26 protein-coding genes are annotated in these 22,446 nt (G+C 69.6%); 4 read left to right on the top strand and 22 right to left on the bottom strand.

From position 1 onward, the window contains the following. Positions 1-44 precede the first annotated feature (44 nt). Entirely contained in the window at positions 45-1,865 is a 1,821-nt protein-coding gene (locus FGX59_RS03780; protein WP_138465185.1) for an aminopeptidase P family protein, read from the top strand. A gap of 160 nt (positions 1,866-2,025) precedes the next feature. Here FGX59_RS03780 and FGX59_RS03775 read toward each other — a convergent pair whose 3' ends face one another. The 3 genes from FGX59_RS03775 to FGX59_RS03765 form a co-directional block, all read right to left on the bottom strand. Next, entirely contained in the window at positions 2,026-2,673 is a 648-nt protein-coding gene (locus tag FGX59_RS03775; protein ID WP_138465184.1) for an HD domain-containing protein, read from the bottom strand. 82 nt (positions 2,674-2,755) lie between these two features. After that, positions 2,756-3,313 carry a peptidylprolyl isomerase gene (locus FGX59_RS03770; RefSeq protein ID WP_138465183.1) on the bottom strand — a complete coding sequence of 186 codons (558 nt, stop codon included), beginning with the start codon at positions 3,311-3,313 and terminating at the stop codon, positions 2,756-2,758. After that, a complete protein-coding gene (locus FGX59_RS03765; protein ID WP_138465182.1) occupies positions 3,306-3,812 on the bottom strand; it encodes a peptidylprolyl isomerase in 507 nt (168 codons plus the stop codon). The genes FGX59_RS03770 and FGX59_RS03765 overlap by 8 nt, the downstream gene beginning before the upstream one ends. A 195-nt stretch (positions 3,813-4,007) precedes the next feature. Between FGX59_RS03765 and pgk the strand changes: the two genes are divergently transcribed. From pgk to FGX59_RS03750, 3 genes are all read left to right on the top strand, one after another. After that, on the top strand, positions 4,008-5,195 hold the full coding sequence (gene pgk / locus FGX59_RS03760) for a phosphoglycerate kinase (RefSeq protein WP_138465181.1): 1,188 nt from the start codon (positions 4,008-4,010) through the stop codon (positions 5,193-5,195). A 185-nt stretch (positions 5,196-5,380) separates the two neighbouring features. Beyond that, complete coding sequence (locus tag FGX59_RS03755; protein WP_138465180.1) at positions 5,381-6,310, top strand: class I fructose-bisphosphate aldolase; 930 nt, start codon at positions 5,381-5,383, stop codon at positions 6,308-6,310. A gap of 105 nt (positions 6,311-6,415) precedes the next feature. Next, positions 6,416-6,733 (top strand): septum formation initiator family protein, encoded by a 318-nt coding sequence (locus tag FGX59_RS03750; protein ID WP_138465179.1) that lies wholly within the window; start codon positions 6,416-6,418, stop codon positions 6,731-6,733. Here FGX59_RS03750 and cysE read toward each other — a convergent pair. The 19 genes from cysE to FGX59_RS03655 all read right to left on the bottom strand — a co-directional run bounded on the left by cysE (position 6,723) and on the right by FGX59_RS03655 (position 22,283). After that, entirely contained in the window at positions 6,723-7,523 is an 801-nt protein-coding gene (gene cysE, locus FGX59_RS03745; RefSeq protein WP_138465178.1) for a serine O-acetyltransferase, read from the bottom strand. The genes FGX59_RS03750 and cysE overlap by 11 nt on opposite strands. Before the next feature lie 82 nt (positions 7,524-7,605). Next, on the bottom strand, positions 7,606-8,319 hold the full coding sequence (locus FGX59_RS03740; protein WP_138465177.1) for a DUF2793 domain-containing protein: 714 nt from the start codon (positions 8,317-8,319) through the stop codon (positions 7,606-7,608). Beyond that, on the bottom strand, positions 8,312-12,229 hold the full coding sequence (locus FGX59_RS03735) for a glycoside hydrolase/phage tail family protein (protein ID WP_138465176.1): 3,918 nt from the start codon (positions 12,227-12,229) through the stop codon (positions 8,312-8,314). Before FGX59_RS03735 ends, FGX59_RS03740 begins: the two co-directional genes overlap by 8 nt. Beyond that, positions 12,229-12,669, bottom strand: coding sequence for an NlpC/P60 family protein (locus tag FGX59_RS03730; protein WP_138465175.1), 441 nt, complete (start codon positions 12,667-12,669; stop codon positions 12,229-12,231). The genes FGX59_RS03735 and FGX59_RS03730 overlap by 1 nt, the downstream gene beginning before the upstream one ends. Beyond that, positions 12,666-13,550 carry a DUF2163 domain-containing protein gene (locus FGX59_RS03725; protein WP_138465174.1) on the bottom strand — a complete coding sequence of 295 codons (885 nt, stop codon included), beginning with the start codon at positions 13,548-13,550 and terminating at the stop codon, positions 12,666-12,668. The genes FGX59_RS03730 and FGX59_RS03725 overlap by 4 nt, the downstream gene beginning before the upstream one ends. Beyond that, complete coding sequence (locus tag FGX59_RS03720; protein ID WP_138465173.1) at positions 13,550-14,182, bottom strand: DUF2460 domain-containing protein; 633 nt, start codon at positions 14,180-14,182, stop codon at positions 13,550-13,552. Before FGX59_RS03720 ends, FGX59_RS03725 begins: the two co-directional genes overlap by 1 nt. A 17-nt stretch (positions 14,183-14,199) precedes the next feature. Beyond that, complete coding sequence (locus tag FGX59_RS03715; protein WP_138465172.1) at positions 14,200-14,862, bottom strand: phage tail tape measure protein; 663 nt, start codon at positions 14,860-14,862, stop codon at positions 14,200-14,202. Beyond that, the gene (locus FGX59_RS03710; protein WP_138465171.1) at positions 14,855-15,058 is read right to left on the bottom strand and encodes a rcc01693 family protein; all 204 of its coding nucleotides are present in this window, start codon (positions 15,056-15,058) and stop codon (positions 14,855-14,857) included. Before FGX59_RS03710 ends, FGX59_RS03715 begins: the two co-directional genes overlap by 8 nt. Next, positions 15,055-15,381 (bottom strand): gene transfer agent family protein, encoded by a 327-nt coding sequence (locus FGX59_RS03705; protein ID WP_138465170.1) that lies wholly within the window; start codon positions 15,379-15,381, stop codon positions 15,055-15,057. Before FGX59_RS03705 ends, FGX59_RS03710 begins: the two co-directional genes overlap by 4 nt. After that, positions 15,381-15,794, bottom strand: a complete 414-nt coding sequence (locus tag FGX59_RS03700) for a phage major tail protein, TP901-1 family (protein WP_138465169.1) — start codon at positions 15,792-15,794, stop codon at positions 15,381-15,383. Before FGX59_RS03700 ends, FGX59_RS03705 begins: the two co-directional genes overlap by 1 nt. Before the next feature lie 16 nt (positions 15,795-15,810). Further along, entirely contained in the window at positions 15,811-16,221 is a 411-nt protein-coding gene (locus FGX59_RS03695; RefSeq protein ID WP_138465168.1) for a DUF3168 domain-containing protein, read from the bottom strand. Continuing rightward, positions 16,218-16,556, bottom strand: a complete 339-nt coding sequence (locus tag FGX59_RS03690) for a head-tail adaptor protein (protein ID WP_138465167.1) — start codon at positions 16,554-16,556, stop codon at positions 16,218-16,220. The genes FGX59_RS03695 and FGX59_RS03690 overlap by 4 nt, the downstream gene beginning before the upstream one ends. After that, on the bottom strand, positions 16,553-17,146 hold the full coding sequence (locus FGX59_RS03685; RefSeq protein ID WP_138465166.1) for a hypothetical protein: 594 nt from the start codon (positions 17,144-17,146) through the stop codon (positions 16,553-16,555). The genes FGX59_RS03690 and FGX59_RS03685 overlap by 4 nt, the downstream gene beginning before the upstream one ends. 151 nt (positions 17,147-17,297) lie before the next feature. Beyond that, positions 17,298-18,506: a phage major capsid protein gene (locus FGX59_RS03680; RefSeq protein ID WP_138465165.1), complete on the bottom strand. Its 1,209-nt coding sequence runs from the start codon at positions 18,504-18,506 to the stop codon at positions 17,298-17,300. Positions 18,507-18,536: 30 nt separating this feature from the next. Then, positions 18,537-19,109, bottom strand: a complete 573-nt coding sequence (locus FGX59_RS03675) for an HK97 family phage prohead protease (RefSeq protein ID WP_138465164.1) — start codon at positions 19,107-19,109, stop codon at positions 18,537-18,539. Position 19,110: 1 nt separating this feature from the next. Then, positions 19,111-19,371, bottom strand: a complete 261-nt coding sequence (locus FGX59_RS03670; RefSeq protein WP_240722233.1) for a hypothetical protein — start codon at positions 19,369-19,371, stop codon at positions 19,111-19,113. Next, on the bottom strand, positions 19,364-20,548 hold the full coding sequence (locus tag FGX59_RS03665) for a phage portal protein (RefSeq protein WP_138465163.1): 1,185 nt from the start codon (positions 20,546-20,548) through the stop codon (positions 19,364-19,366). The genes FGX59_RS03670 and FGX59_RS03665 overlap by 8 nt, the downstream gene beginning before the upstream one ends. A gap of 114 nt (positions 20,549-20,662) precedes the next feature. Beyond that, positions 20,663-22,018, bottom strand: coding sequence for a DNA-packaging protein (locus FGX59_RS03660; protein ID WP_138465315.1), 1,356 nt, complete (start codon positions 22,016-22,018; stop codon positions 20,663-20,665). Beyond that, on the bottom strand, positions 21,954-22,283 hold the full coding sequence (locus tag FGX59_RS03655; RefSeq protein WP_138465162.1) for a hypothetical protein: 330 nt from the start codon (positions 22,281-22,283) through the stop codon (positions 21,954-21,956). The genes FGX59_RS03660 and FGX59_RS03655 overlap by 65 nt, the downstream gene beginning before the upstream one ends. Positions 22,284-22,446: the final 163 nt, after the last annotated feature.

Here is a 22,446-nt window from a genome sequence, read left to right as displayed (position 1 = left end):
ACGCGCTACGCCATGGGCGTACCAGTCACAGGGGGAACCGTGCCGTGTTCCAGAGCTTCACCTCCACCGCCAGCCCCGAACAGGGTCCGCCCCGCCTGGCCGCCTTCCGCGCCGCCCTGGCCGGGGACGGGCTCGACGGGTTCATCGTGCCGCGCGCCGACGCCTTCCAGGGCGAATATGTCGCCGCCCATGACGACCGGCTGGCCTGGCTGACCGGCTTCACCGGCTCCGCGGGCTTCGCCATCGTGCTGCCGCAGGTCGCCGGGGTCTTCGTCGACGGCCGCTACCGGCTGCAGGCCCGCGCCCAGTGCGATCCCGGCGCCTATACCCCGGTCGACTGGCCCGAGACCCGCCCCGCCGCCTGGCTGAAGGAGCATGCCGGGGACGACGCGCAGATCGGCTTCGACCCCTGGCTGCATACCGTGCAGGAGATCGAGGCCCTGCGCGCGGGCCTGGCGGGCAGCGGCATCACGCTGGTCGAGTCGCCCACCCCCGTCGACCGGCTCTGGAGCGACCAGCCCGCCCCGCCGATGGCGCCCGCCACCGCCTATCCCGAGACGCTGGCCGGCGAGAGCGCCGATGCCAAGCGCCGCGCCCTGGCCGCGACCCTCGCCGAGGCCGGCGAGACGGCGGCGGTGCTGACCCAGCCCGACGGCATCTGCTGGCTCCTGAACATCCGCGGCGGCGACATCCCCCGCGTGCCGGTCGCCCATGGCTTCGCCATCCTCCATGCCGATGCCTCGGTCGATCTCTTCATGGCGCCCGCCAAGCTTGCCGGGCTCGGCAACCATCTCGGCGCCAATGTCCGCATCCACGAGCCCGGCGGCTTCGGCCCGGCGCTCTCCGCGCTCGACGGCCGCGTCCGGATCGACAAGGCCAGCGTGCCGGTCGCCGTGCATGCCGCGCTGGTAGCGGCCGGGGCCGAGATCGCCTTCGGCCGCGAGCCCTGCCTGCTGCCCAAGGCCTGCAAGTCGCCTGTCGAGATCGCCGCCGCGCGCGAGGCCCATGCCCGCGACGCCGCCGCGGTGGTCGAGTTCCTCGCCTGGCTGGAGAAGGCCAGCGACGCGGTCGGCGTCACCGGCCCCGAGCTGACCGAGATCGACGTGGTGAAGAAGCTGGAGGAGTTCCGCAGCGCCACGGGCAAGCTCAAGGACATCTCCTTCGACACGATCTGCGGCGCGGGCCCCAATGGCGCGATCATGCATTACCGCGTCACCGAGGAGACCAACCGCAAGCTGGCGCCCGGCGAGCTGCTGCTGGTCGATAGCGGCGGGCAGTATCTCGACGGCACCACCGACATCACCCGCACCATGGCCGTCGGCAGCGCCGGGACCGAGGAGCGGACCTGCTACACCCGCGTGCTGCGCGGGCTGATCGCCATTTCCGTCGCGCGCTTCCCCGAAGGCGTCGCCGGGCGCGATCTCGACGCGCTGGCGCGGATGCCGCTGTGGCAGGCCGGGCAGGATTTCAACCACGGCACCGGCCATGGCGTCGGCCAGTACCTGTCGGTCCATGAGGGCCCGCAGCGGATTTCGCGGATCAGCACCGAAGTGCTGAAGCCCGGGATGATCCTGTCGAACGAGCCCGGCTACTACCGCGACGGCGCCTTCGGCATCCGGCTGGAGAACCTGATCGTGGTGCGCGAGGCGGCGCAGCTGAAGGGCGGCGATGCCGAGCGGCACATGCTGGATTTCGAGACGCTGACCTATGTCCCCTTCGACCGGAGGATGATCCTGGCGGACATGCTGACCCCGGCAGAGCGCGCCTGGCTGAACGCCTATCACGCCGAGACCTGCGACCGGCTGGCGCCGCTGGTCAGCCGCGGCGCGGCCGCCTGGCTGGAGCGGGTGACGGCGCCGATTTGACGTTGCGGTAAGGAAAACCGCAATACCGCGAGTCGGCGCGGCAGCGTAGACAGGATGCAAGGATGACGGGCCTGCCAGCCCGGACTTCCCTTCCCTCTTTCTTAATCATGCGCTCCCTGAAAAGGCCGGTTCTTCGGACCGGCCTTTCTCTCGTCCGGGCTCAGGCGCCGCCGATCTCCTCGAGGAGCCCGTCGCGGAAGGCCGCGAGCCGGGCGATCCGCGCCTCGGCCATCCGCGCCCCCGCCCCGGTGCAGAAGCCCTCGCCCAGCCGCAGCAGCTTGGTTGCGAAATGGTCGAGCGCGAAGGCGCCGTCATCGAGGGCGCGCGCCCGCGCCCCGGGATCGGCCGCGTCGTGGATCGCCGCGCGGCGCAGCCCCGCGACATAGAAGCAGCGCGCCGCGCCGATGAAGCCAATCGCGTCCAGCCGGTCGGCATCGCGCAGGATCCGCGCCTCGAGGCTCTGCGGCGGGATGCCGGCCGAATAGCTGTGCGCCTCGATCGCATGGGCCACCGCTCGGCAGGCGTCCCGTCCCCAGCCGCGCGCGGCGAGGATCTCCCGGGCCCGCGCGGCCGAGCGCCGCGAGGCCTCTGCCCGGTCTGGCGCGTCCTTCGGCAGGTTGACGCCGTCATGCAGAAGGACCGCGGCCTGCAGCACCGCGCTGTCGCCACCCTCCTCCGCCCGGATCGCGGCGGCGTTGCGCCAGACCCGCAGCAGATGCGCGACGTCATGCGCGCCGTCGGGCGCGTCGAAGGCCAGGGGCAGAAGCGCCGCGGCAAGATCGGGATCGGGGAACTGGTGCTCGAGCATCGCGGCGGCCCTCTGGGGGTTCGCACCGCCAGCCCGGCGGGCGGGAGGCAGCGGCCGGGCCCCGCAGGGCCCGGCCCGCGCATCACTCGGTGACGGTGACCGTGACCATGCGGTCGGGCTCGCCCATCACCGCGCCGTTGCGGCCGGTGCCGCGCTTGATCGCGTCGATCACGTCCATGCCCGAGGTCACCTCGCCCACGACCGTGTACTGGCCGTTGAGATGGCCCGCCGGGGCGAACATGATGAAGAACTGGCTGTTGGCACTGTCCGGATCGGAGGCGCGCGCCATGCCGACGGTGCCGCGCTCGAACGGGCGGTCGGAGAACTCGGCCGGAAGATCCGGCAGGTCCGAGCCGCCGCGGCCGGCCGCGCGCATGTCGAAGCCGTCGCTGCCCGACTTGCCGAATTCGACATCGCCGGTCTGCGCCATGAAGCCGTCGATCACCCGGTGGAAGACGACGCCGTCATAGGCGCCCGCTTCCGCCAGCTCGGTGATCCGCGCGACATGGGCCGGGGCGACATCGTCGAACAGGTCGATATGGACCGTGCCGCTCGCCTCGCCCGCGATCTCGATGTCGAGCCCGGTGGCAAGCGCCGGACCCGCAGCCAGGATCGCGAGAGCTGCCAGCAGGTTACGCATCGGCAGCCACCTTGACCGTGATCATGCGGTCGGGGCTTGCGGGCGGCTCGCCGCGGACGATCTTGTCGACATGCTCCATCCCCGACAGGACCCGGCCGTAGACGGTGTACTGGCCGTTGAGGAAGTGGTTGTCGCTGAAATTGATGAAGAACTGCGAGTTGGCGCTGTTCGGGTTCATCGAGCGCGCCGCGCCCAGCGTGCCGCGGTCATGCGGCAGCTTGGAGAATTCGGCCGGCAGATCGTCCAGATCCGACCCGCCCGTGCCCGCGCGGCGGATGTTGAAGCCCTCTTCCATGTTGCCGTGCTCGACATCGCCGGTCTGCGCCATGAAGCCGTCGATCACGCGGTGGAAGCAGACATTGTCGTACTTGCCGGCGCGGGCCAGGTCCTTCATCCGCTCGGAATGCTTCGGCGCCACGTCGGGCAGCAGCTCGATGACCACCGGGCCGTCCTTCAGCTCGATGATGATGGTGTTTTCCGGATCCTTGATCTCGGCCATGACAGGTCCTCTCGTAACAGGTCGCGCGGACACTAGGCGGAGCCACGGGGGAATGCAACGCGGCGGCGCCCCGCCCGGCGCCGGAGGCACGCCGCCGCCGTCCCGGCGCCCAAGAGCGGCAGATGGCGCGGTTGACGCCGACGGATGCAGGGGCCACCACTGCCGCAACCTATCCAGCAGGCAGGGAGTACGCACGTGGCCTGGAAATCCCTCGACGACATGGACCTCGCAGGCAAGACGGTCCTGACCCGTGTCGATATCAACGTCCCCGTCGCAGACGGCAAGGTGACTGACGCCACCCGCATCGAACGCATCGCGCCCACCGTGGCCGACATCCTGGCCAAGGGCGGCAAGCCGGTCCTGCTGGCGCATTTCGGCCGTCCCAAGGGACAGGTGGTGCCCGAAATGTCGCTTGAGGTGCTGGTGCCCGAGCTGTCGCGCATTTTCGGCGTGCCGGTGAAATTCGCCTCCGACTGCATCGGCGGCCCGGCCAAGACGGCCGTCGCGGCGCTGGAGTCCGGCGAGGTGCTGCTTCTCGAGAACACCCGCTTCCATGCGGGCGAGGAGAAGAACGACCCGGCCTTCTCGGCCGCGCTGGCCGCGCTCGGCGAGGTCTACTGCAATGACGCCTTCTCGGCGGCGCACCGCGCCCATGCCTCGACCGAAGGGCTGGCGAAGCTCCTGCCCTCCTGCGCGGGCCGTTGCATGCAGGCCGAGCTCGAGGCGCTCGAAGGCGCGCTCGGCACGCCGGTGCGCCCGGTCGTAGCGGTGGTCGGCGGCGCCAAGGTCTCGACCAAGCTCGACCTCCTGGGCAACCTGGTGGCCAAGGTCGACTACCTGGTGATCGGCGGCGGCATGGCCAACACCTTCCTGGTCGCCCAGAATATCGAGATCGGCAAGTCGCTGGCCGAGGCCGACATGGCCGAGACCGCGCGCGAGATCATGGAGAAGGCCCAGGCGGCCGGCTGCAAGATCCTGCTGCCCGCCGACGTGGTGGTGGCACGCGAGTTCAAGGCGGGGGCCGCGAACGAGACCGTCGCGGCCACCGACTGCCCGGCCGACGCGATGATCCTCGATGCGGGCCCGCAGGCGGTCGCGGCGATCAAGGAGGCGCTTGACGGCGCCCGGACGCTGATCTGGAACGGCCCGCTCGGCGCCTTCGAGATCGAGCCCTTCGACATGGCCACCAATGCCACGGCAGAGTACGCGGCCGCGCTTTCGGCCGAGGGCAAGCTGACCTCGGTCGCGGGCGGCGGCGACACGGTCGCGGCGCTCAACAAGTCGGGCGCGGCGGAGAAGTTCACCTACATCTCCACCGCCGGCGGCGCGTTCCTGGAATGGATGGAAGGCAAGGTCCTGCCGGGCGTCGCCGCTCTCGGCTGACCCTGGCGCCTTTGGCGAGAATGGAAGGCCGGGCCGCCCTGCGCGCCCGGCCTTTTTCCGTCCAGATCGCGCGGATCTCCGCTCCAGCCGCGTCAAACGCCTCCTGTTAGCGCCCCCAGTCTTGATCCCTGCGACAGGCGCGCTAGCCCTTTGTGCACAAGGCAGCCTGAAGCGAGGAACGTCCGATGAAATCGACCCGCATCGTCCAGAACATCTTGAAGAACTACGAGGGCGAGACCCCAGGGGTGAAGGGCAAGCTCTGCCAGATGCTGATGCACGGCAAGCTCGGCGGGACGGGCAAGATGATCATCCTGCCCGTCGACCAGGGATTCGAGCACGGGCCCGCGCGCAGCTTCGCGCCGAACCCCGCCGGCTACGATCCGCACTACCACTACCAGCTGGCCATCGATGCCGGGCTCTCGGCCTATGCCGCGCCGCTCGGCCCGCTCGAGGCCGGGGCGGACACCTTCGCCGGGCAGATCCCGACCATCCTGAAGGTGAACTCGGCCAATTCGCTGATGTCGCCCACCGCAGGCAAGAACCAGGCGGTGACGGCCTCGGTCGACGACGCGCTGCGGCTCGGCTGCGCGGCGATCGGCTTCACCATCTATCCCGGCTCGGACATGGCGGTCGACATGATGGAGGAGATCGTCGAGATGCGGAAGGAGGCCGCCGCCAAGGGCGTGGCCACCGTGATCTGGTCCTATCCCCGCGGCGAGGGCGTCACCAAGGACGGCGAGACCGCGATCGACGTGGCCGCCTATGCCGCCCATATGGCGGCGCTCCTGGGCGCGCATGTCATCAAGATCAAGCTCTCCACCGACCACCTGATGCTGCCCGAGGCCAAGAAGGTCTACGAGGAGAAGAAGATCGACATCGCCACCATGTCCGCGCGGGTCAAGCACTGCGTCGATTCGGCCTTCAGCGGCCGCCGGCTGATCGTCTTCTCGGGCGGGGCCTCGAAGGGCGCGGATGCGGTCTTCGACGACGCGCGCGCGATCCGCGACGGCGGCGGCAACGGCTCGATCATCGGGCGCAACAGCTTCCAGCGCTCGCGCGAGGACGCGCTCGAGATGCTGGGCAAGCTGGTCGACATCTACAAGGGCAAGGACTGATCCGGGTCCGGGCGCGGTCCCCCGGGGCCGCGCCCAAGCTCCGGAAATCAGGGGATTCCCGCGAGCGGCGCGCTATGGCATAGTGGCGCAAAACATGAGGCGACGATGCGGCACAGTTCCCGACCTTCCGCGACCTTCCTGCTCTATCTCTGCGTGGCGACGGCCCTGTCGGGCTATTTCGCCTATGCAGCCGTGCGCGGCGATCTCGGCGTGATCGAGCGCCTGGTGATCAGCGCGCAGCTGCGCGAGCTGGAGACAGAGAAGGCCGGGCTCGAGGCGCAGATCGCCCAGCTCTCGAACAAGACCCGGCGGATGTCCGACGACTACCTCGATCTGGACCTGCTCGACGAGCAGGCCCGATCGGTTCTGGGGATGATGCGCTCGGACGAGCTGGTGATCGACGAGAATTCCGTCAGCCGATAACCTGGTCCATCTTGACCGAGGGCTGGTCGCAGCCCGCCGCGCCGACGATCTTGGCCGGAACGCCCGCCACAGTCTTGCCGCGCGGCACGTCCTGCAGCACGACCGAGCCCGCAGCGATGCGCGAGCAGCAGCCGACGCTGATATTGCCCAGCACCTTCGCCCCGGCGCCGATCAGCACGCCATGGCCGATCTTGGGATGGCGGTCGCCGTCTTCCTTGCCGGTCCCGCCCAGCGTCACCCCGTGCAGCATGGAGACATTGTCCCCCACTTCCGCGGTCTCGCCGATCACGATGGAATGGGCATGGTCGATCATGATCCCCTGCCCGATCCGCGCCGCCGGATGGATATCCGCGCTGTAGAGCTCGGACATGCGCATCTGCAGGTAGTAGGCCAGGTCGTAGCGGTCCTGGGTCCACAGCCAGTGCGCCACCCGGTAGGCCTGCAGGATCTGGAAGCCCTTGAAATACAGGAACGCCTGCAGCAGCCGGTGGCAGGCCGGATCGCGCTCGTAGACCGCCATCAGGTCGGCCCGCGCCGCATGGCCCAGCTTCGGCTCGCAGTCATAGGCCCGTTCGGCAAGGTCCCGCAGGATCGGCTCCGACAGGTCGGCCGAGGCCATCTTGATCGCGATCCGCGCGGCCAGTGCCGACTCCAGCGACCGGTGGTGCAGCACGCTCGTGTGGAAGAACCCGCCAAGGCTCGGCTCGTCGCGAAGCGCTGTTTCGGCTTCCTCGACGATGCGCGACCAGACCGGGTCGAACGCGGCAACAGAGATCTTCGCTTCGGGCATGGGCTTCCCTCCAATGCGCCGTAAGATAGGGGCATCGGAGGGGCAGGACAAACCGGAATTTCGTCTCGATTGTTTCAGACGGTCACGACCGCGGCACGGACATGTAGGCCAGGTGGACCGCCAGCCGCACCTTTCCGCCGCCGAACGTGCCTCCCGCCGCCGTCAGGACCAGAGGCGTATCCTCGAAATAGCTCAGCGGCACGCCGGTCATGCCGTAGACCATCGCATTCGCCGCCGTGCCGAAGCCGTGGCCATAGCGCTGCAGGCTCGCGGGCACGCCCAGCCAGAAGGAATTGAGCGATCCGGTGTTCAGCCGCGTCACCACCCGGCCCGTGACGCCCAGCACCGTGGAATAGGCCGGGATCTTGACCGTCGTCGTCACCTTCGCGCCGCTGCCCACGTTCTGGTCGAATTCCAGCACGCTGAAATTCGTCGCCGCGCCGTTCGACGTGGCATTGAGCGCATCGCCCAGCCAGACAATGCCGTCATGGACATAGCGCCGCCCCTGGTCCTTCACATAGGCGCTCCAGCCCGCCTTCGGGATCACGAAGCGCCAGCCGCCATTGCAGAAAACCGCGATCTTGCCCGCCTGGAAGGTCCAGGCGCCGCTCAGCCCCGAAGGCAGCCCGTAGGCCTGGCCCTCCGAGGGGTTGGCCGGCGGGGTCGCCACGCTCAGCGATTCCAGCGTCAGCTGGGCGACCCCGTCGAGGATCGCCAGCGCCTCGTTGACCACGACATGCTTCTGCGCCTGCGACTGCTGCAGCAGCGGCAGCTCGAGATTGGCGGTGCTAGACATAGACCTCTATCCTTCTTGCTGGGCCGGGACCGTAGAGTTCCGAGACCTGCGCGACCTCGAGCGCATAGGAGCCCTCGAGCCCGTCGGCGATCCGCTGGGCCTCGGTGTAGTTGAAAAGCGGCGTGGCCAGGTCGGCCACGCGGTACTCGGTGCCGCCGGAGCGCACCGTCACCCGGTAGAGCTCCTGCGCCTCGCCGAGGGGCAGTTCCGACAGCGTCCAGTCGTCGCCGCCGATGCGGCTGCGGCGGGTCCAGGTGAACTGGTGCGTGCCGCTGCCGCGGATGTCGACCGCCAGCGAGACCGGCGCATAGGGGCGCAGCCCGGCCGCGTCGGAGGCGTGCTCGACATGCAGGTAGTCGGTGCTGTCGAGCGGCTCGCCGGCATCGCCGATGCGGTAGTGCCGGTTCAGTCCGCGGATCGACGGCACCGAGACCTGCGGCACCGCCCCGTCGATCAGCACCACGAGGCTGCCCGCGGGCCATTCGTCGGGCATGAAGACATCCGTGCCCTGCAGCCCGCGCAGCCGGTTCGAGACCACCGCATTGCCGTTTTCGTCCAGGCTGTGGTCGAGGAACTGGAAGATCTCCCAGTCGCCCCCCTGCCCGTCGCCGATCGCCAGCGCATTGGCGCCATTGAGCAGCGAGTCCCAGTCGGTGCCGCTCAGCTCGCCCGCGGCCAGATCGATCACGAGCCCCTCGCCCCGGTCGATCAGCGCCGCCTCCGCGCGCTTCAGCGGGCTCGCCGTCAGCCCCAGAGTGGCGCTCTCGCCGATCACCCTGTTCAGCGCGTAGCCGCTGGTCGAGGCCGAGGAATAGACCGCGACCTCGCCCGGCCAGGGATTGGCCGCCACGGCCAGATGCGGCGCGTAGGGATCCTCGCTGCCGGTCAGAAGCGGAAGGTCCAGGAAGACCGGGAAGGGCAGCGCCGAAGGCGGCGGCACCGCCAGCGGATCGCCCTCCTCGTAGCCGCCGCCGGGGATGTAGACCCCGGGCTCGACCCGCACCGCCTCGACCAGGCGGATGCCGAAATCCTCGATCCGGTCGATCCGGTAGAGCGCGGGCCCGGCATCTTCGAGGATCTCCACCACATCCCCCGCGGTGACGTTGATATAGGAGGGCGGCAGCGCGAAAGTGACCGTGTCCCGGCTGACCCGCGCCTCGCTCAGCCAGCGCTCGGCCATGCGCTGCGCCTCGCCGAAGGTCAGCGACATGTTCAGATCCGAGGCCGTGACCGAGCGGGCGTCATCCGCGGGATAGGCCGCCGCGCTGGTGCGTGCCTCATAGGCGCCGTCGGCGGCGACATGGGTGATCTGGACCTGCCCCGCCAGTTCCGCCTCTGGCTGGCGCAGCTGCACCAGGTCGCCGTCCTGCTCGGGATGCTCCGCCAGATCCGAGAGCGCCAGCGTGACATCGGCCTGGCCCGAGCGGCTGCGGAAGGCGAGCACGCCGTCGCGCTCCACCGAGTCGAAGCCATGGGCCAGCATCAAGGGCTGCAGCGCCGCCCGCGCCCCGTCGATGGTCGAGAACGCATAGCCGCGCACATAGCCCCAGAGCGCGCTGGTATCGATGCCCGTCACGCCCGAGCGCGCGCAGATCTCGCGCACCACCTCGGCCAGATCCCGCCCCGCCGTGCGACCGTTCAGCCAGTGGCCGCGGATGTAGTTCTCGCCGTCGCCCCAGACATTCGACAGCCCGGGGAAATACGGATAGGGCCGCGCGTCCCAAGCCCAGACATGGGCCATCGCCATGTCGATCATCGGTCCGCCATAGACTGCGGAGACCGGGTTGTTCTCGCCCCGCTCCCAGTAATCCTGCACCGCGCGGACATACTGCATCTGCATCAGGTCGTCGCGCGCGCCGGTCGAATAGTAGGGCATGTCCGATTCCGAGGATTTCGGATCGAGGAACTTGTTGGGCTGGTTCGTGCCCTTGTCGATCGCCGCGCAGCCGAATTCGGTGAACCAGACCGGCTTCGACTGCGGCACCCAGACGGTGGGCTCTTCCTGGCGCACGCCGCCGATGCGCTCGTGATGCGGCAGCGACCACCAGGAACGGATGTCCTTGTAGCGCCAGACCCACGGCTCGCCATAGGCGCCGTCGCTGATCGGCAGGCGCTCCTGCGCGTCGCGGCCCGCGTCGCTGGCATAGTACCAGTCATAGCCCTCTCCGCCCTCGATATTGGCCTGCAGGTAGTCGATATTGTGGATGCTGCGCCAATGCGCGTCGGCATGGCCCGGCTCGTCGCGCCAGTCGGACAGCGGCATGTAGTTGTCGATGCCGATGAAATCGATGTCGTCATGCGCCCAGAGCGGGTCGAGATGGAAATAGCGGCTGCCCGAGCCGTCCGAGGGCGAATAGCCGAAGTATTCCGACCAGTCCGCGGCATAGCCGAGCTTCGTGCCCGCGCCCATCACCTGGCGCACCTCCGCGGCCAGGCGGCAGAACTCCTCCACCGCCGGGAAGCTGCCGTTCTCGGCGCGAATCTGGGTCAGGCTGCGCATCTCCGAGCCGATGACGAAGGCGCCGATGCCCCCCGCCGCGACGCAGAGATGGGCGTAGTGCAGCACGAAGCGGCGATAGCTCCATTCCGGCGGCCCGGAATAGACCACGCGGCCGCCCTCGATGGCGAAATCCGACGGCTGCGCGGTGCCGAAGAAGGCCGCGACCTCGGCGCGCGCCTGCGCGGTGCCGTCGGGGCTGCCCTCGACGCCCGGCGCCAGCGAAGTGGTGATCCGTCCCCGCCAGGGCAGCGGCGGCTGCTCGGGCCCGCCCCACCAGGGATTGACCAGCCCGTTGCCCGCAAGCTGCTCCATCAGGATGAAAGGATAGAACACCACCTGCTTGCCGCGCCGGTTGAGCTCGGCAATCGCCTCCATCACCGCGGCATCCGCAGGCGTCCCGCCATAGAGCGGCCGGCCGTCGAAAAGCGGCACCTCCTCCGCGCCCAGACGGTCGAGCCCCGAAACCTCCCAGGGCATGGCGCTGGCACCCACCAGCTTCTGCTCGACCTTCGGCTTCAGCCGGCAGTCCGCGCAGCGCAGGTCGTTGCCGAACCACGACACCACCAGGAGCGCCGAGCCGCAATTCGGGAGCTCGGCATCGAGCTGGTCCATCGAGGTCAGGAAATCCGACTTGCCCGAGGGCGAGTTGCGGTTCGCCGGGACCGCATTGCCGATCCCCTTGTCGTAATGCACGACCGAGGTGGCCAGCGTGTACTCGCCGCTGCCGGGCATCATCGCCACCGCCTTGACCGCCTGCGCAAGCGGCGCGATCTCGCCCGCGCTTTCCGGCTGGGCCGGGCGCAGCACCTCGAAGGAGAATTGCGGCACGCGGTTGCCGAACGGCTCGAGCTGCAGGTCGGAGATCACCACATAGGCCAGCCCGCGATAGGCCGGGGCGTTCGCCAGCCCCTCGGTCGCGACGATCTTGGGATCGGGATCCTGGTCCTCGGTGCCGCGATAGACCGCGATGTCCATCTGGCTGCGGCCGATGACCTTGCCATCCGCCCAGATGCGGCCGATATCGGCGATCTCGCCCTCGCAGAGCGCGATCGCCAGGCTGATCGAGTAGCTGTAGCTCGTCACCGTGGTCGAGGGCGCGCCCTTGCCGCCGCTCTTCTGCTTCGACTTGTGCTCGCGGAAGCGGGTCGACCAGATCACCTGGCCGGGCACGCGCATCCGGCCATAGACCTGCTGCACCGCCGTGCCCTCGCTGGCCGAGGTGATGCGCAGCCGGTCGACCCGGCCGGTCTCCACCGCCTGCGAGCCGGTCCCCAAGAGCCGCTGGTCGATCATCCGCCCCGCAACCGCCCCGGCCGCGCGGCCCAGCACGGCCGCGGAAAGGCCCAGCACGGAGCCGCCGATGGATGCGCCGACAGATGCGCCGATTGCGCCCAGGACGATTGTCGCCATCACTTCACCTCGTCAGGAAATCGGAACCGCGCCACGATGCGGCGGGCCCAGGGTTGGGTCAGCGGGGTCTCGATCACCCCATGCCCGGAATAGGCGTGGATCACCGTCGCCATGCCCTCGAGCTCGGCGGCGATGCCCAGATGCTTGGCGACCGAGCCCTCGCGCATCCGGAAGAGCAGCACGTCGCCCGGCCGCGGCGCCCCTGCCGGGCGCAGATGGGCCGAGGCCGCGCGCCACAAGAGCTCCTCGCGTTCCGCCTCGCCCCAGTCGGCCGAATAGCCCGGCACCGGCGCGGGCTCGCCGCCATGGAGCTCGCGCCAGAGGCCGCGGATCAGCCCCAGGCAGTCCGTGCCCGCCCCGCGGGTCGAGCACTGGTGCCGGTAGGGCGTGCCGATCCAGCCCCGCGCCAGCGCCACGACATCCTGTGCCGCGCCGCTCACTTGTACCGGCTCCCGCCATTGTTGCCGCCGCCGCTGCCGGGATAGGACATCAGCCAGTCCTCGCCCGGAATATGCGGAAAGCCGCGGAAGTTCAGGAAGTTGCGGTACTTCACCCGGCAGGTCTCGGCGCGCTTGTCGCAGCCCGCGACCAGCCGTACGCGGTCGCCCGGCGCGATGCCGCCGCGAATCTCCTCCCAGAGCTCGACCACCCGGACCAGCCCCGCACGGTCGGATTTGACATGGCCCGACAGCCCCGCCGCCGCGCCGTCGACCACCTCCAGCCGTCCCTGCTCGAACCAGCGGTCGGCATATTGCCCGAGCGACGGCAGGTGGAACCGGCTGCGCCCGACCATCGCCGAGACCGCCGCCTCCACCCGGTAGTCCGGCCCCGAGAGGTCGATCCCGCAGCGCGCATCGCCGAGCTGGGCCGAACAGCCGCGCTGGAACACCCGCCCCTGGCTGGCATTGAGCGCCTCGGTCAGGCCGCGCAGCTCGGCGCGGAACTCGCCCGCCTCCATCTTCACCTCGCCGAGCTGGCCGCGGAACTGCAGCGCGCGCTGCTCCGGATCGGTCCAGTTGACGATCCAGCTCGCCACCTCGGCGCCGTCGAAGAGCCCGGCCTTCAGCTCGGATTCCGATACCGCCTCGTCGCTGAGCACGCCCGCCGCCTCGCTGTTGTCGACCGACAGCCCGGTCGTGCGCGACAGCGCATTGGCGCTCAGCCCGGTCCCGGCGCGGAACACCGTGCCCTCGAAGGACAAGTCGCGGTCGTGATCGGTGAAGCCGAAGACCGTGCCGTCCTTCCGCGTCACCCGCCAGGCATGGCAGATCGTCGTGTGGCCGCCCGACAGGTGGTCCAGGAAATCTCCGGTGACAGGCATCAGACCCTCAGCTCCACGATCGGCACATTCGGAACGTCGCCGGCCTGGAAGCTGGCGACGGAGGTGACGATCCGGTCGGTGTCGAACCGCACCGGCACGTCGAATTCGAACCCGGCGGCGATTGCCGTTCCGGCGGCCGGCGCCTCGGTGAAGACCACCAGCCCTGCGGTGGCATCTACCACGAAATCGGTGCCCTCCTCTGCCTCCGTGCCGTCGACCGCGACCCGCACCGTGCCCGCCACGGGCTTCGAGATCGGCCGGTCGTAGCGCTGCGCGCCAGAGGCATAGGCCTTGACCAGCTGGAAGACGCGCTTTGTGCCATTGCCGGTGCCGATCGCCTGGTCAGACGGGGTCGCCTCGGCCGAGGGCGCGCCGCTGCGGTAATCCGCCCAGTCCTTCCAGCGGAAGCCGTAGAGCTGTCCCTGCCGCGCCTCGAAGAAGGCGATCAGCGTCTCGATATCGTCGAGCGAGCGCATCCCCATCCCCGCGTCATAGCGGCGGCGCGAATGCGACCAGGGGGTGTTGCGCTCCTCGAACCCGTTCGCCAGCGTGACGATCGCGGTCCGCCGCTCTGGCCCGCCCATCGAGCCGAAGCTCAGCGATGCCGGGAACCTGACCTCGTGAAATGCCATCGCTCTGTCCTTTCAGTTCAGCGGTTGCGCTGTCCGCGCGCCAGGGCCCGGCCCATCTGCACGGCAAGCTGGCCCTGGCTGCGGCGGAAGCTCTCGGCGTCGGGGGTGCTGATATTCATCACCACGTTCATTCCTCCGCCGCCGGTCTGGGCGCGCACGCCCAGCGACCCGTCGGGGCCGCGCGCCAGCGGCATGATCGCCTCCGGCCCCGCCTCGCCCATCAGCCCGGTGCCGCCGCGCATCGGGAAGCGCACCGGGCTCGAGACCACGCCGCCGCGGGCGAAGGGCAGCACCCGCCCCTGGGCGAAGCTGCCGCCCTTCTCGAAGGGCATCAGCCCGGACATCACCGCCGAAATCCCGCCGCCGACCAGATCGCCCATATGGCGCATCACCGGATTCACGGCGGAGGCATAGGCGGCATTCACCATCGACTCGCCGATCTTCGAGAAGGCATCCTGCAGCCGCATCCCGTCGAAGATCACCCCGTCGAAGGCCGAGCGCAGGCCCCGGCTGATCCCCGAGGACAGGGTCGAGACCTGCTTCGAGGTGTCCAGGATGGTCGCCCGCATCTGCTCCAGCTCGCCGGCGAAGGCCGAGGCCACCACCTGCGTGCCTGCCAGGCTCTCCTCCAGCGCGTCCAGCTGGCCGGAAAAGTCGTCGAGCCCCGTCACCTCATCCATCGCCTGTCTCCTTGCTCACATCGGGAAAGCGCCGCACCAGCTCCTCGAGACCGGCCCGGCCGAGCGCGCCCGTCCGCCGGTCGCGGCCGAGCATCATCTCCAGTTCCGCGGGCGTCAGCGCCCAGAACTCGCGCGGGGTCAGGCGCAGCTCGCCCAGCCCCGCCCGCATCAGCCCCGGCCAGTCGAGCCCGCTCACGCCGGGGCGCCGCCCGGCACCGCGAAGGCCCGCGCCAGCAACAGCGCCGCCGCCCGCGCCGCCGCCACCGGCCCGCCCTCGATCTCGGCGCTCAGCAGGTCCTGCGGACCGCCGCGCCAGCCGCCGCCGCGCAGCCCCGCCACGACCAGCGCCAGCACGTCGCGGCTGGAATAGGCGGCACGCTCGAAACGCTCGACCATCGCCACCAGGCTGTCCTCGCCCAGCGTGCTCTCCAGCTCCGCCAGCGCGCCGAGCGTCAGCTTCAGCACGTGGGGCGTGCCGTCGAGCACCAGCTCGACCTCTCCGGCATAGGGATTGGCCATCAGATCGCCGTGAAGCGCAGCGCCCCGGCCGAGGCCATCGACACTTCGTAGGTCGCCTCGCCGTCATGGCTGCCCGCATATTCGATCGCGCTGATCTGGAACGGGCCCTCGACCACGCCGAAATCCGGGATGAAGACCTGGAATTCGGGGATCTCGCCGTTGAAGAAGATCGCCCGCGCCCGCTCGTCGGTGCCCGCGTCGCGGAACACGCCCGAGCCCGAGATGCCCGCCGACTTGATCCCCGCCCCGGCCAGCAGCTCGCGCCAGCCGCCGGTGCTCTCCAGCGAGGTCACGTCGACCTGCTCGGCATTGAAGCTGATCCGGCTGGCGCGCAGCCCCGCCATGGTCTCGAAGCTGCCTTCGCCGTCCATGTCCACCTTGATCAGCAGGTCTTTTCCGTTCTGTGCCGCCATGGCTCTCTCCGATCTGTTAGCTGTCTTCGACGATTGCGCGGAAGGTCAGGTCGATCCGCCGCCCGCTATTGCCGTCCGTCCGCCGCGCCCGCGCCCGGCGGAAGCCCAGCGACAGGAGCCGTCCGCGCGCCAGTGCCAGCGCCGCGCCGTCCAGTGCGTCCGACACCGCCACGGCCGCCTCCTTGGCGCGGGCAAATCCCTCCGCCGGGCCGATGACGCTGACGATCAGCCGGTGGGTGGTCACGCTGCCCGAACTGTCGGGCCGCGCGAAGGCATCCTCCGCGCCCAGCGCGACATGGAGCTCGGGCACCGCGCCCGCGGGCGGGGCATCGAAGACATTCGTCCCCACCACCGCTGCCAGCGCGGCATCGCCGCTCAGCGCCGCAAAGACGGCCCCCTGCAGGGCCTTCGACACGCCGTAGCTCATTGCACCGCCTCCTCGACCGCGTCGCAGCGCAGGTAGCTTCCTGCGTCGTCGAGCTCGGCCACAGCGATCACCCGCCAGATGCGCGCGCCCTCGCGGAACCTCTGCCCGGGAACCGGACGCGAGGCGGCGCCCTCGGGCGCGCCGCGCACCACGATCTCCGCCGGGACGGCGCCCAGCGCCAGCGCGCCGCGGCTGCGGTCCCGCCCGCGCGCGGGCGAGACCCGTGCCCAATGGGTGCCCAGCGCCGTCCAGGCGGCCAGCTGCCCGCCCAGCCCGTCCGGCTCCGTTCCCGGCGCCTCCAGCACCAGCTTCCGGGTGAGTTCGTCCGGCGTCATGCCGCGCTCCCCCCGAGGATGCGCACCGTGCGGTAGCGCTCGATCAGCCGGGTGACGCCCGCGGGCAGCCCGTCCTCGCTGCTGCCGTCGCGGCTCTCGTAGAAATGCGCGGCCAGGATCATCACCGCCCGGGCCAGATCGGCAGGCAGCGCGTCCCAGTCCGGCGCGTAGCCCGCCGCGAAGCCGATCTCGGCATAGCCGTAGGCCGGGATCGACGGCAGCCGGCCATAGACCGAGCGCAGCACCGGCCGCTGGGTCGAGGGTTCGAGCGCGACGGTCTCCAGATCGACCGCGACTTCCTCGCCGGTGCGGGTCACCAGCTTCATCCAGGACAGCGACACGACCGGCGCCACCGGGAAGGCCTGGGCATCGCATTGCCGCCAGGCCTCGGTCTGCCAGATGAAGCTCCGCTCGATCAGCACCTTGCCGGTCCGCGATTCGATGGCGGCGATGGCAGCGCGCAGGGCGGCCTCCAGCACCGTGTCCTGCAGCGTCTCCTCGCCGAAGCCGCTGCCCAGGCGGAGATGCTCCTTCAGCCCGTCCAGCGGAAGCTCTGCCTGCGACAGGCCGGTTTGCTCTTTCAGTCTCATCAACGATCTCCAGTGGCATCGGGCGGCGGCGGCATGCGGAGCGTCCCGTCCTCCCCTCCGCCCGTGCGGTTGGGATGGCTAGAGGACGGGGAAGGTCGCCGGGACCGCTCCTGGGACCCGGCCCTGCCAGGCCGGATCCGTTCCGTTCAGGTCAGGCGACGCCGAATTTCAGCAGCTTGATCGCGGCAAAATCCGAGACATCCCCGCCGACCCGCTTGGTGGCGTAGAAGAGCACATGCGGCTTGGCCGAGAACGGATCGCGCAGGATGCGCAGGTCCGGGCGTTCGGCAATCGTGTAGCCTGCCGAGAAATCCCCGAAGGCGATGGCGAAGGCGCCCCCGCCGATGTCCGGCATGTTCTCGGCGATCAGCACCGGATAGCCCATCAGCCGCGCGGGCTCGCCCGCCGCAAGCCCGTCGGACCACAGGAACCGGCCATCGGCGTCCTTCATCTTGCGCACGGCGCCCGCGGTCTTCGAATTCATCACGAAGGTCGCATTGGCGCGGTATTCGGCATCCAGGCTGTAGACCAGCTCGATGATCGCATCCGCCGGGGAGACACTGTCGAAATCCCCGCCGGTGCCGGTGGCGATATAGCCCAGATTGCCCCAGGACCAGGTGCCATTGGCCACCTTGGGATGGTTCAGGAACCCGCGGGGCTTGATGCCGCCGTTGCCATTCACGAAAGCTTCGGCCTCTGCCATCGCGAACTTGGCCGCAATGCGCCCGGCCAGCCAGCCCTCGATATCGAAGGCGCTGTCGTCGAGCAGGCGCTGCGACGCCTTCGGAAGAGCCGAGAGCTCGTGCAGCGGGATCGAGATCCGCTCGATCTGCGGCGCCGTCGTCTCGGACACCTCGTCGGCCTCGGTGGTCCAGGTGACATCCGCGTTGTTGCGGTCGATCAGCACGTCATAGGAGCTGGCATCGACATTCACGACCGTGGCGATCGAGCGGATCGAGGACGTCGAGGCCATGGTGGAGCGGATCATGTCCGAGGTCTTCGGATCGACCAGGTAGCCGCCATCCGAATTCACCGCGAGCGACTTCGATTCCAGCTCCAGCCCGCGCAGCAGCGCCTCGTCGCCGGAGCGGACATAGGCGTCGAAGGCCTTCTGGTGGGGCGCTTCGGCCTCCATGGCGGCACTCAGCGCGGGGCGGCGGGCAAAGGCGGTCTTGCGGTCCAGCATGGTCAGTCTCTCGTCATTTGCTTGAAGTTGCTGTTTCATTTCGGCCTGAAAGCGCGTCAGGTCCTGCATCAGCCCGGCCAGCGCGGTCTTCACCTCGGCAGCCGCGGACAGGGGCGCGGCCTGGGCTCCGGGCAGATCTGCCCCGGCCCGGGCCTTCGTCTCGGGATTGGTCATTCTCGTTCCTCTGATGGTGAAAACGCTGGCTCAGCCTTGCCCGGCCAGCAGCTCGCGGGCATGCCGGAACACCCCCGCCAGGTCCCGCAGGGTCTCCTCTGCGGAATCTCCCGATTTCGCCGCGGCCGGCTGCGACAGCCGCGCGGCAGGCAGCATCGGGAAGGTCACCAGCGACACTTCCCACAGCTCCACCTCGTTGAGCACCCGCCGCCCCTCGGCGTCCTTCGACGCCCGGACCGTGCGGTAGCCGATGGAAAGCCCGTCGATCGCCCCCGCCTCGATCAGCCGCGCGGCCTCACGGCCCTTCTCGACCTCGGTCAGGAGGCGGCCCTTGACATAGAGCCCGCGGGCATCCTCGCGCACCTCGGTCCACACGCCGATCGGCTGCGCCGGATCGTGCTGCCACAAGAGCTTCACCCGCCGCCCCGTCGCCGAAAGCGCGGCCAGGCTCGCCGCATAGGCGCCCTTCGCCACCACGTCGCCGCCCTGGTCGGTGGCGCCGAAGAGGCTGGCATAGCCCTCGATCTCCTGGCCGTCCGTCACCACCACCCCTTCGTCGAAGCGGCAGAATTTCTGCTCGAGTCCGTTGCCTGTCAGGTACATCCTAGGGCCCTCCTGTCGGGGTCATCGTCAGCAAAGTCTTCGCCGCCTGGGCGAGGATCGTCGCGGTCACGCCGTAGACCGTCAGCCACAGCCGCCGCTCCATCCGCTCGATCAGCACCTCGATCCGCTCCAGCCGCATATCGACCGCTGCGAATTTCATCTCGAGGATCTTCTCCTGCGCCTCCTGGAACTCCTTCGGCCCGTACTGGAACGGCTCGAAGAGAAAGCGCGAGCCCTGCGGCATCCGCTTGAGGTCAGCCACCGGGCGCCTCCGCCTCCAGGGGCGGCAGGCCCAGCATCTGGCGCTTCTCCGCCGCGGTCAGGAAATCGGCCTCCGCCACCCGGCGCCACTGCGCGTCGCGCTCCGCCGCCAGGGCCGGGATCTGGTCGAGATCGGGCTTCAGCTCGACGCAGTGCCCGGCGAAGCCCGTCAGCCAGTGGCTCAGGCTGGCCACCACACGGCTCGCCAGCGGCAGAACGGTCAGCCGGTAGAAGGCGCGGTTGGCCTCCTGGTAATTCGCATAGGTCGCGTCCCCGGGGATCCCCAGCAGCATCGGCGGCACCCCGAAGGCCAGCGCGATCTCGCGCGCCGCCGCCTCCTTGGTCTTCTGGAACTCCATATCCGACGGGCTAAAGCCCATCGGCTTCCAGTCGAGCCCGCCTTCCAGCAGCATCGGCCGCCCGGCATTGCGCGCCCCCTGGTAGTTCGCCTCCATCTCGTCGACCAGCCGCTGGTACTGGTCGTCGGACATCGAGCCCAGCCCGTCCGAGGTCCGGTAGACCAGCGCGCCCGAAGGCCGCGCGGCATTGTCGAGAAGCGATTTCGACCATTTCGAAGCGGCGTTATGGACATCGACCGCCACTGCCGCGGCCTGCATCGGCGCCAGCCCGTAATGGTCGTCCTGCGGATGGAAGCTGCGGATATGGCAGACCGGCTGCGCGCCGCCGCCCATGTCGAAGCGCAGCTTCCGGCCGTTCACGTCGTACTGGTAGGCCACCGGCCAGCCATCGGTCCCCGGGATCACCGACATCCGGTCCGAGCGCAGCACATGCAGCTCCACCGGCAGCCCGTCCTCGCCGCCCGCCGCCTCGACATAGCCGTTCCCCGAGAGCAGGATCTGGCCGTAGAGCGCCTCCAGGAACTCCGCCCGGCCCTGCCCGGCATTGGGACGGCCCATCAGCTCGCCGACCGGATGGATGTCGTAGCGCTGGCAGGCATCCTGCACCACCAGGGGCAGCGCCGCCGCGGCCTCGGCGATCAGCTTCACCGAGCGGAAGCCGACCGGATTGCCGGCAAAGCCGTTGCGGGTCAGCGAACCGACATCGCGCGGCGACCAGGCGACCCTGCCGGCCCCGGACCAGGCGATCAGCGGCCCTGCGGCCGATGCCTTCCGTTCCGGGGCCGCCGCGCCCTCGCGCCTCAGAAAATCGAATACCATCGGCCACAGCTCCTTCGTTCCGCTTCGCCAGCAGCTTCCCGCCGGCAAGGGCGAGATTGTTCCAATTTGGTTAAATCCCGGGGCATCCACCGTGCGATGGTGGTTGCCGGAAGGTTAAAGGCCGCGCAGCCGCGGCCGGGTCCAGCGCTGCGCGGGCACGATCATCAGCTCGGTCATCGCCCAGACCAGCGCGTCGACGCGGTCCGGGCTGCCCTTGCCCTGGTAGCCCTGCGCCGTCATCTGGCACATCTGGTCCTCGAGGCTGGCAAGCCCGCGCACATGGCGCACCCGCCCCTGCTCGTAGAGCGCCGCCACGGGCTCCGCCCGCGCCACCTTGCCCTTGGTGGCCCGCACCGCGCGGAAGGCGACCAGCGGGTCGATCTGGCGGATCACGCTCTCGACAAGGTCGCCGCCCTGGTTGACCTCGGCCACCATCCGGTCGGCGCCGTGCCGCGCCATCGCCTCCAGCGCGGCCTGCGCCCAGACCTGCGGGCTCGCCCCCCGGACGGAGGCATCCTCCAGCACGCAGGCCTGCCAGTCCTGCGGCTGGCCGCGGGTGCGCGCGCCCACCACGACGATGCCGCATTCGTCCGAGCCGTCATGGCCCGTCACCGGCGGATCGACCGCCACGACCACGCGGTCCATCTGCGGCGGCCGGTCGAGGCCCAGCGCCTCCAGCATGCCCATGGTCCACATCGCGCCCTCGGCATCCTCCAGCAGCAGCCCGTCAAGCTCCTGCCGGCCCAGCCGCGAGCCGTCATAGCGCGCCCGCACCTCCTCGAGGAAGCTCGCCGCCAGATAGGCGCGGTTCGCCTCGGTGGGCGCATGGCTCACCGCCGTGCTCGGCGTCTCCAGGATGCGCTTCAGCACGCCGACATTGCGCGGCGTCGTCGTCACCACCTGGCGCGGCGTCTGCCCCAGCCGCAGGCTGAACTGCAGCATGTCCCAGGCATCCTCGGCGCGTTTCCATTTCGCCAGCTCGTCCACCCAGGCGGCATCGAATTGCGGCCCCCGCAGGGCCTCGGGCTCATGCGCGCTGAACGCCTCGGCAATCGCGCCGTTCGGCCATTCCAGCCGCTTCTTCGAGGCGACCCATTGCGGCCGCCGGTCGGGCGGCGAGCAGGCCAGGATGCCGCTGTCGCCCTCGATCATCACGGCGCGCACCTGGTCGAAGGTCTCGCCGACCAGCGCCACCCGGCGCGAGCGTCCGGCGTCGAGCGGCAGCGCCCCCTCCACCTCTCGGCGCACCCATTCCGACCCGGCGCGGGTCTTGCCCGCGCCGCGCCCGCCCAGGATCACCCAGGTCTTCCACTCGCCATCGGGCGGCAGCTGGTGCGGCAGCGCCCAGAACTCGAAACAGTAAGGGAGCGCCAGAAGCGCTCCCTCGGTCAGTCCGTCCAGGAACTCATCCCTCACCGCCTGCCCGCTGGAGGCAAGCCAGGCGGCGCCCGATCTCAGTTCGGGCCGCATCGAAGTCGATGGCGAAGTCATGTGCGATCCCGGCACGTTGCCTATTTCGTTCATCGAGCTTCATCCTCGCTTTCAGGGCATTGTCCGACGCGGCATCCAGCGCGGCGACGATCTTCCTGGCGTCGGCCGCGTCGGAGAAATCCCCGTCTTCCAGTTTCCGGATCATGTCGTTCAGAGCCCGCGAGGCGCGCTCGAACTTCTCGAAGGCATCCGCGAAGATCGCCGCGGAGGCGCCGTTTTCCTGCTCAGCACAGATCAACGTCATGGGTACCAACCTACTCTCTCATGCGTGAAACACCGCACGAGCAGAGACGAAAAAAGGCACCTGCCGGGTCGCCCCGGGGTGCCTTGCCCATCTCTTCTAGCTTGCCTGAATTGGTACACTGGACCGCGCGCCGAGTCAAGCGCGACGCGCCTCCAGCACCGCG

It is taken from the genome of Poseidonocella sp. HB161398 (assembly GCF_005870025.1).
Taxonomy (GTDB): Bacteria; Pseudomonadota; Alphaproteobacteria; order Rhodobacterales; family Rhodobacteraceae; genus Mangrovicoccus.
Note: the sequence above shows the minus strand (reverse complement) of the source record. Positions and strands in the feature narration are given on the sequence as shown.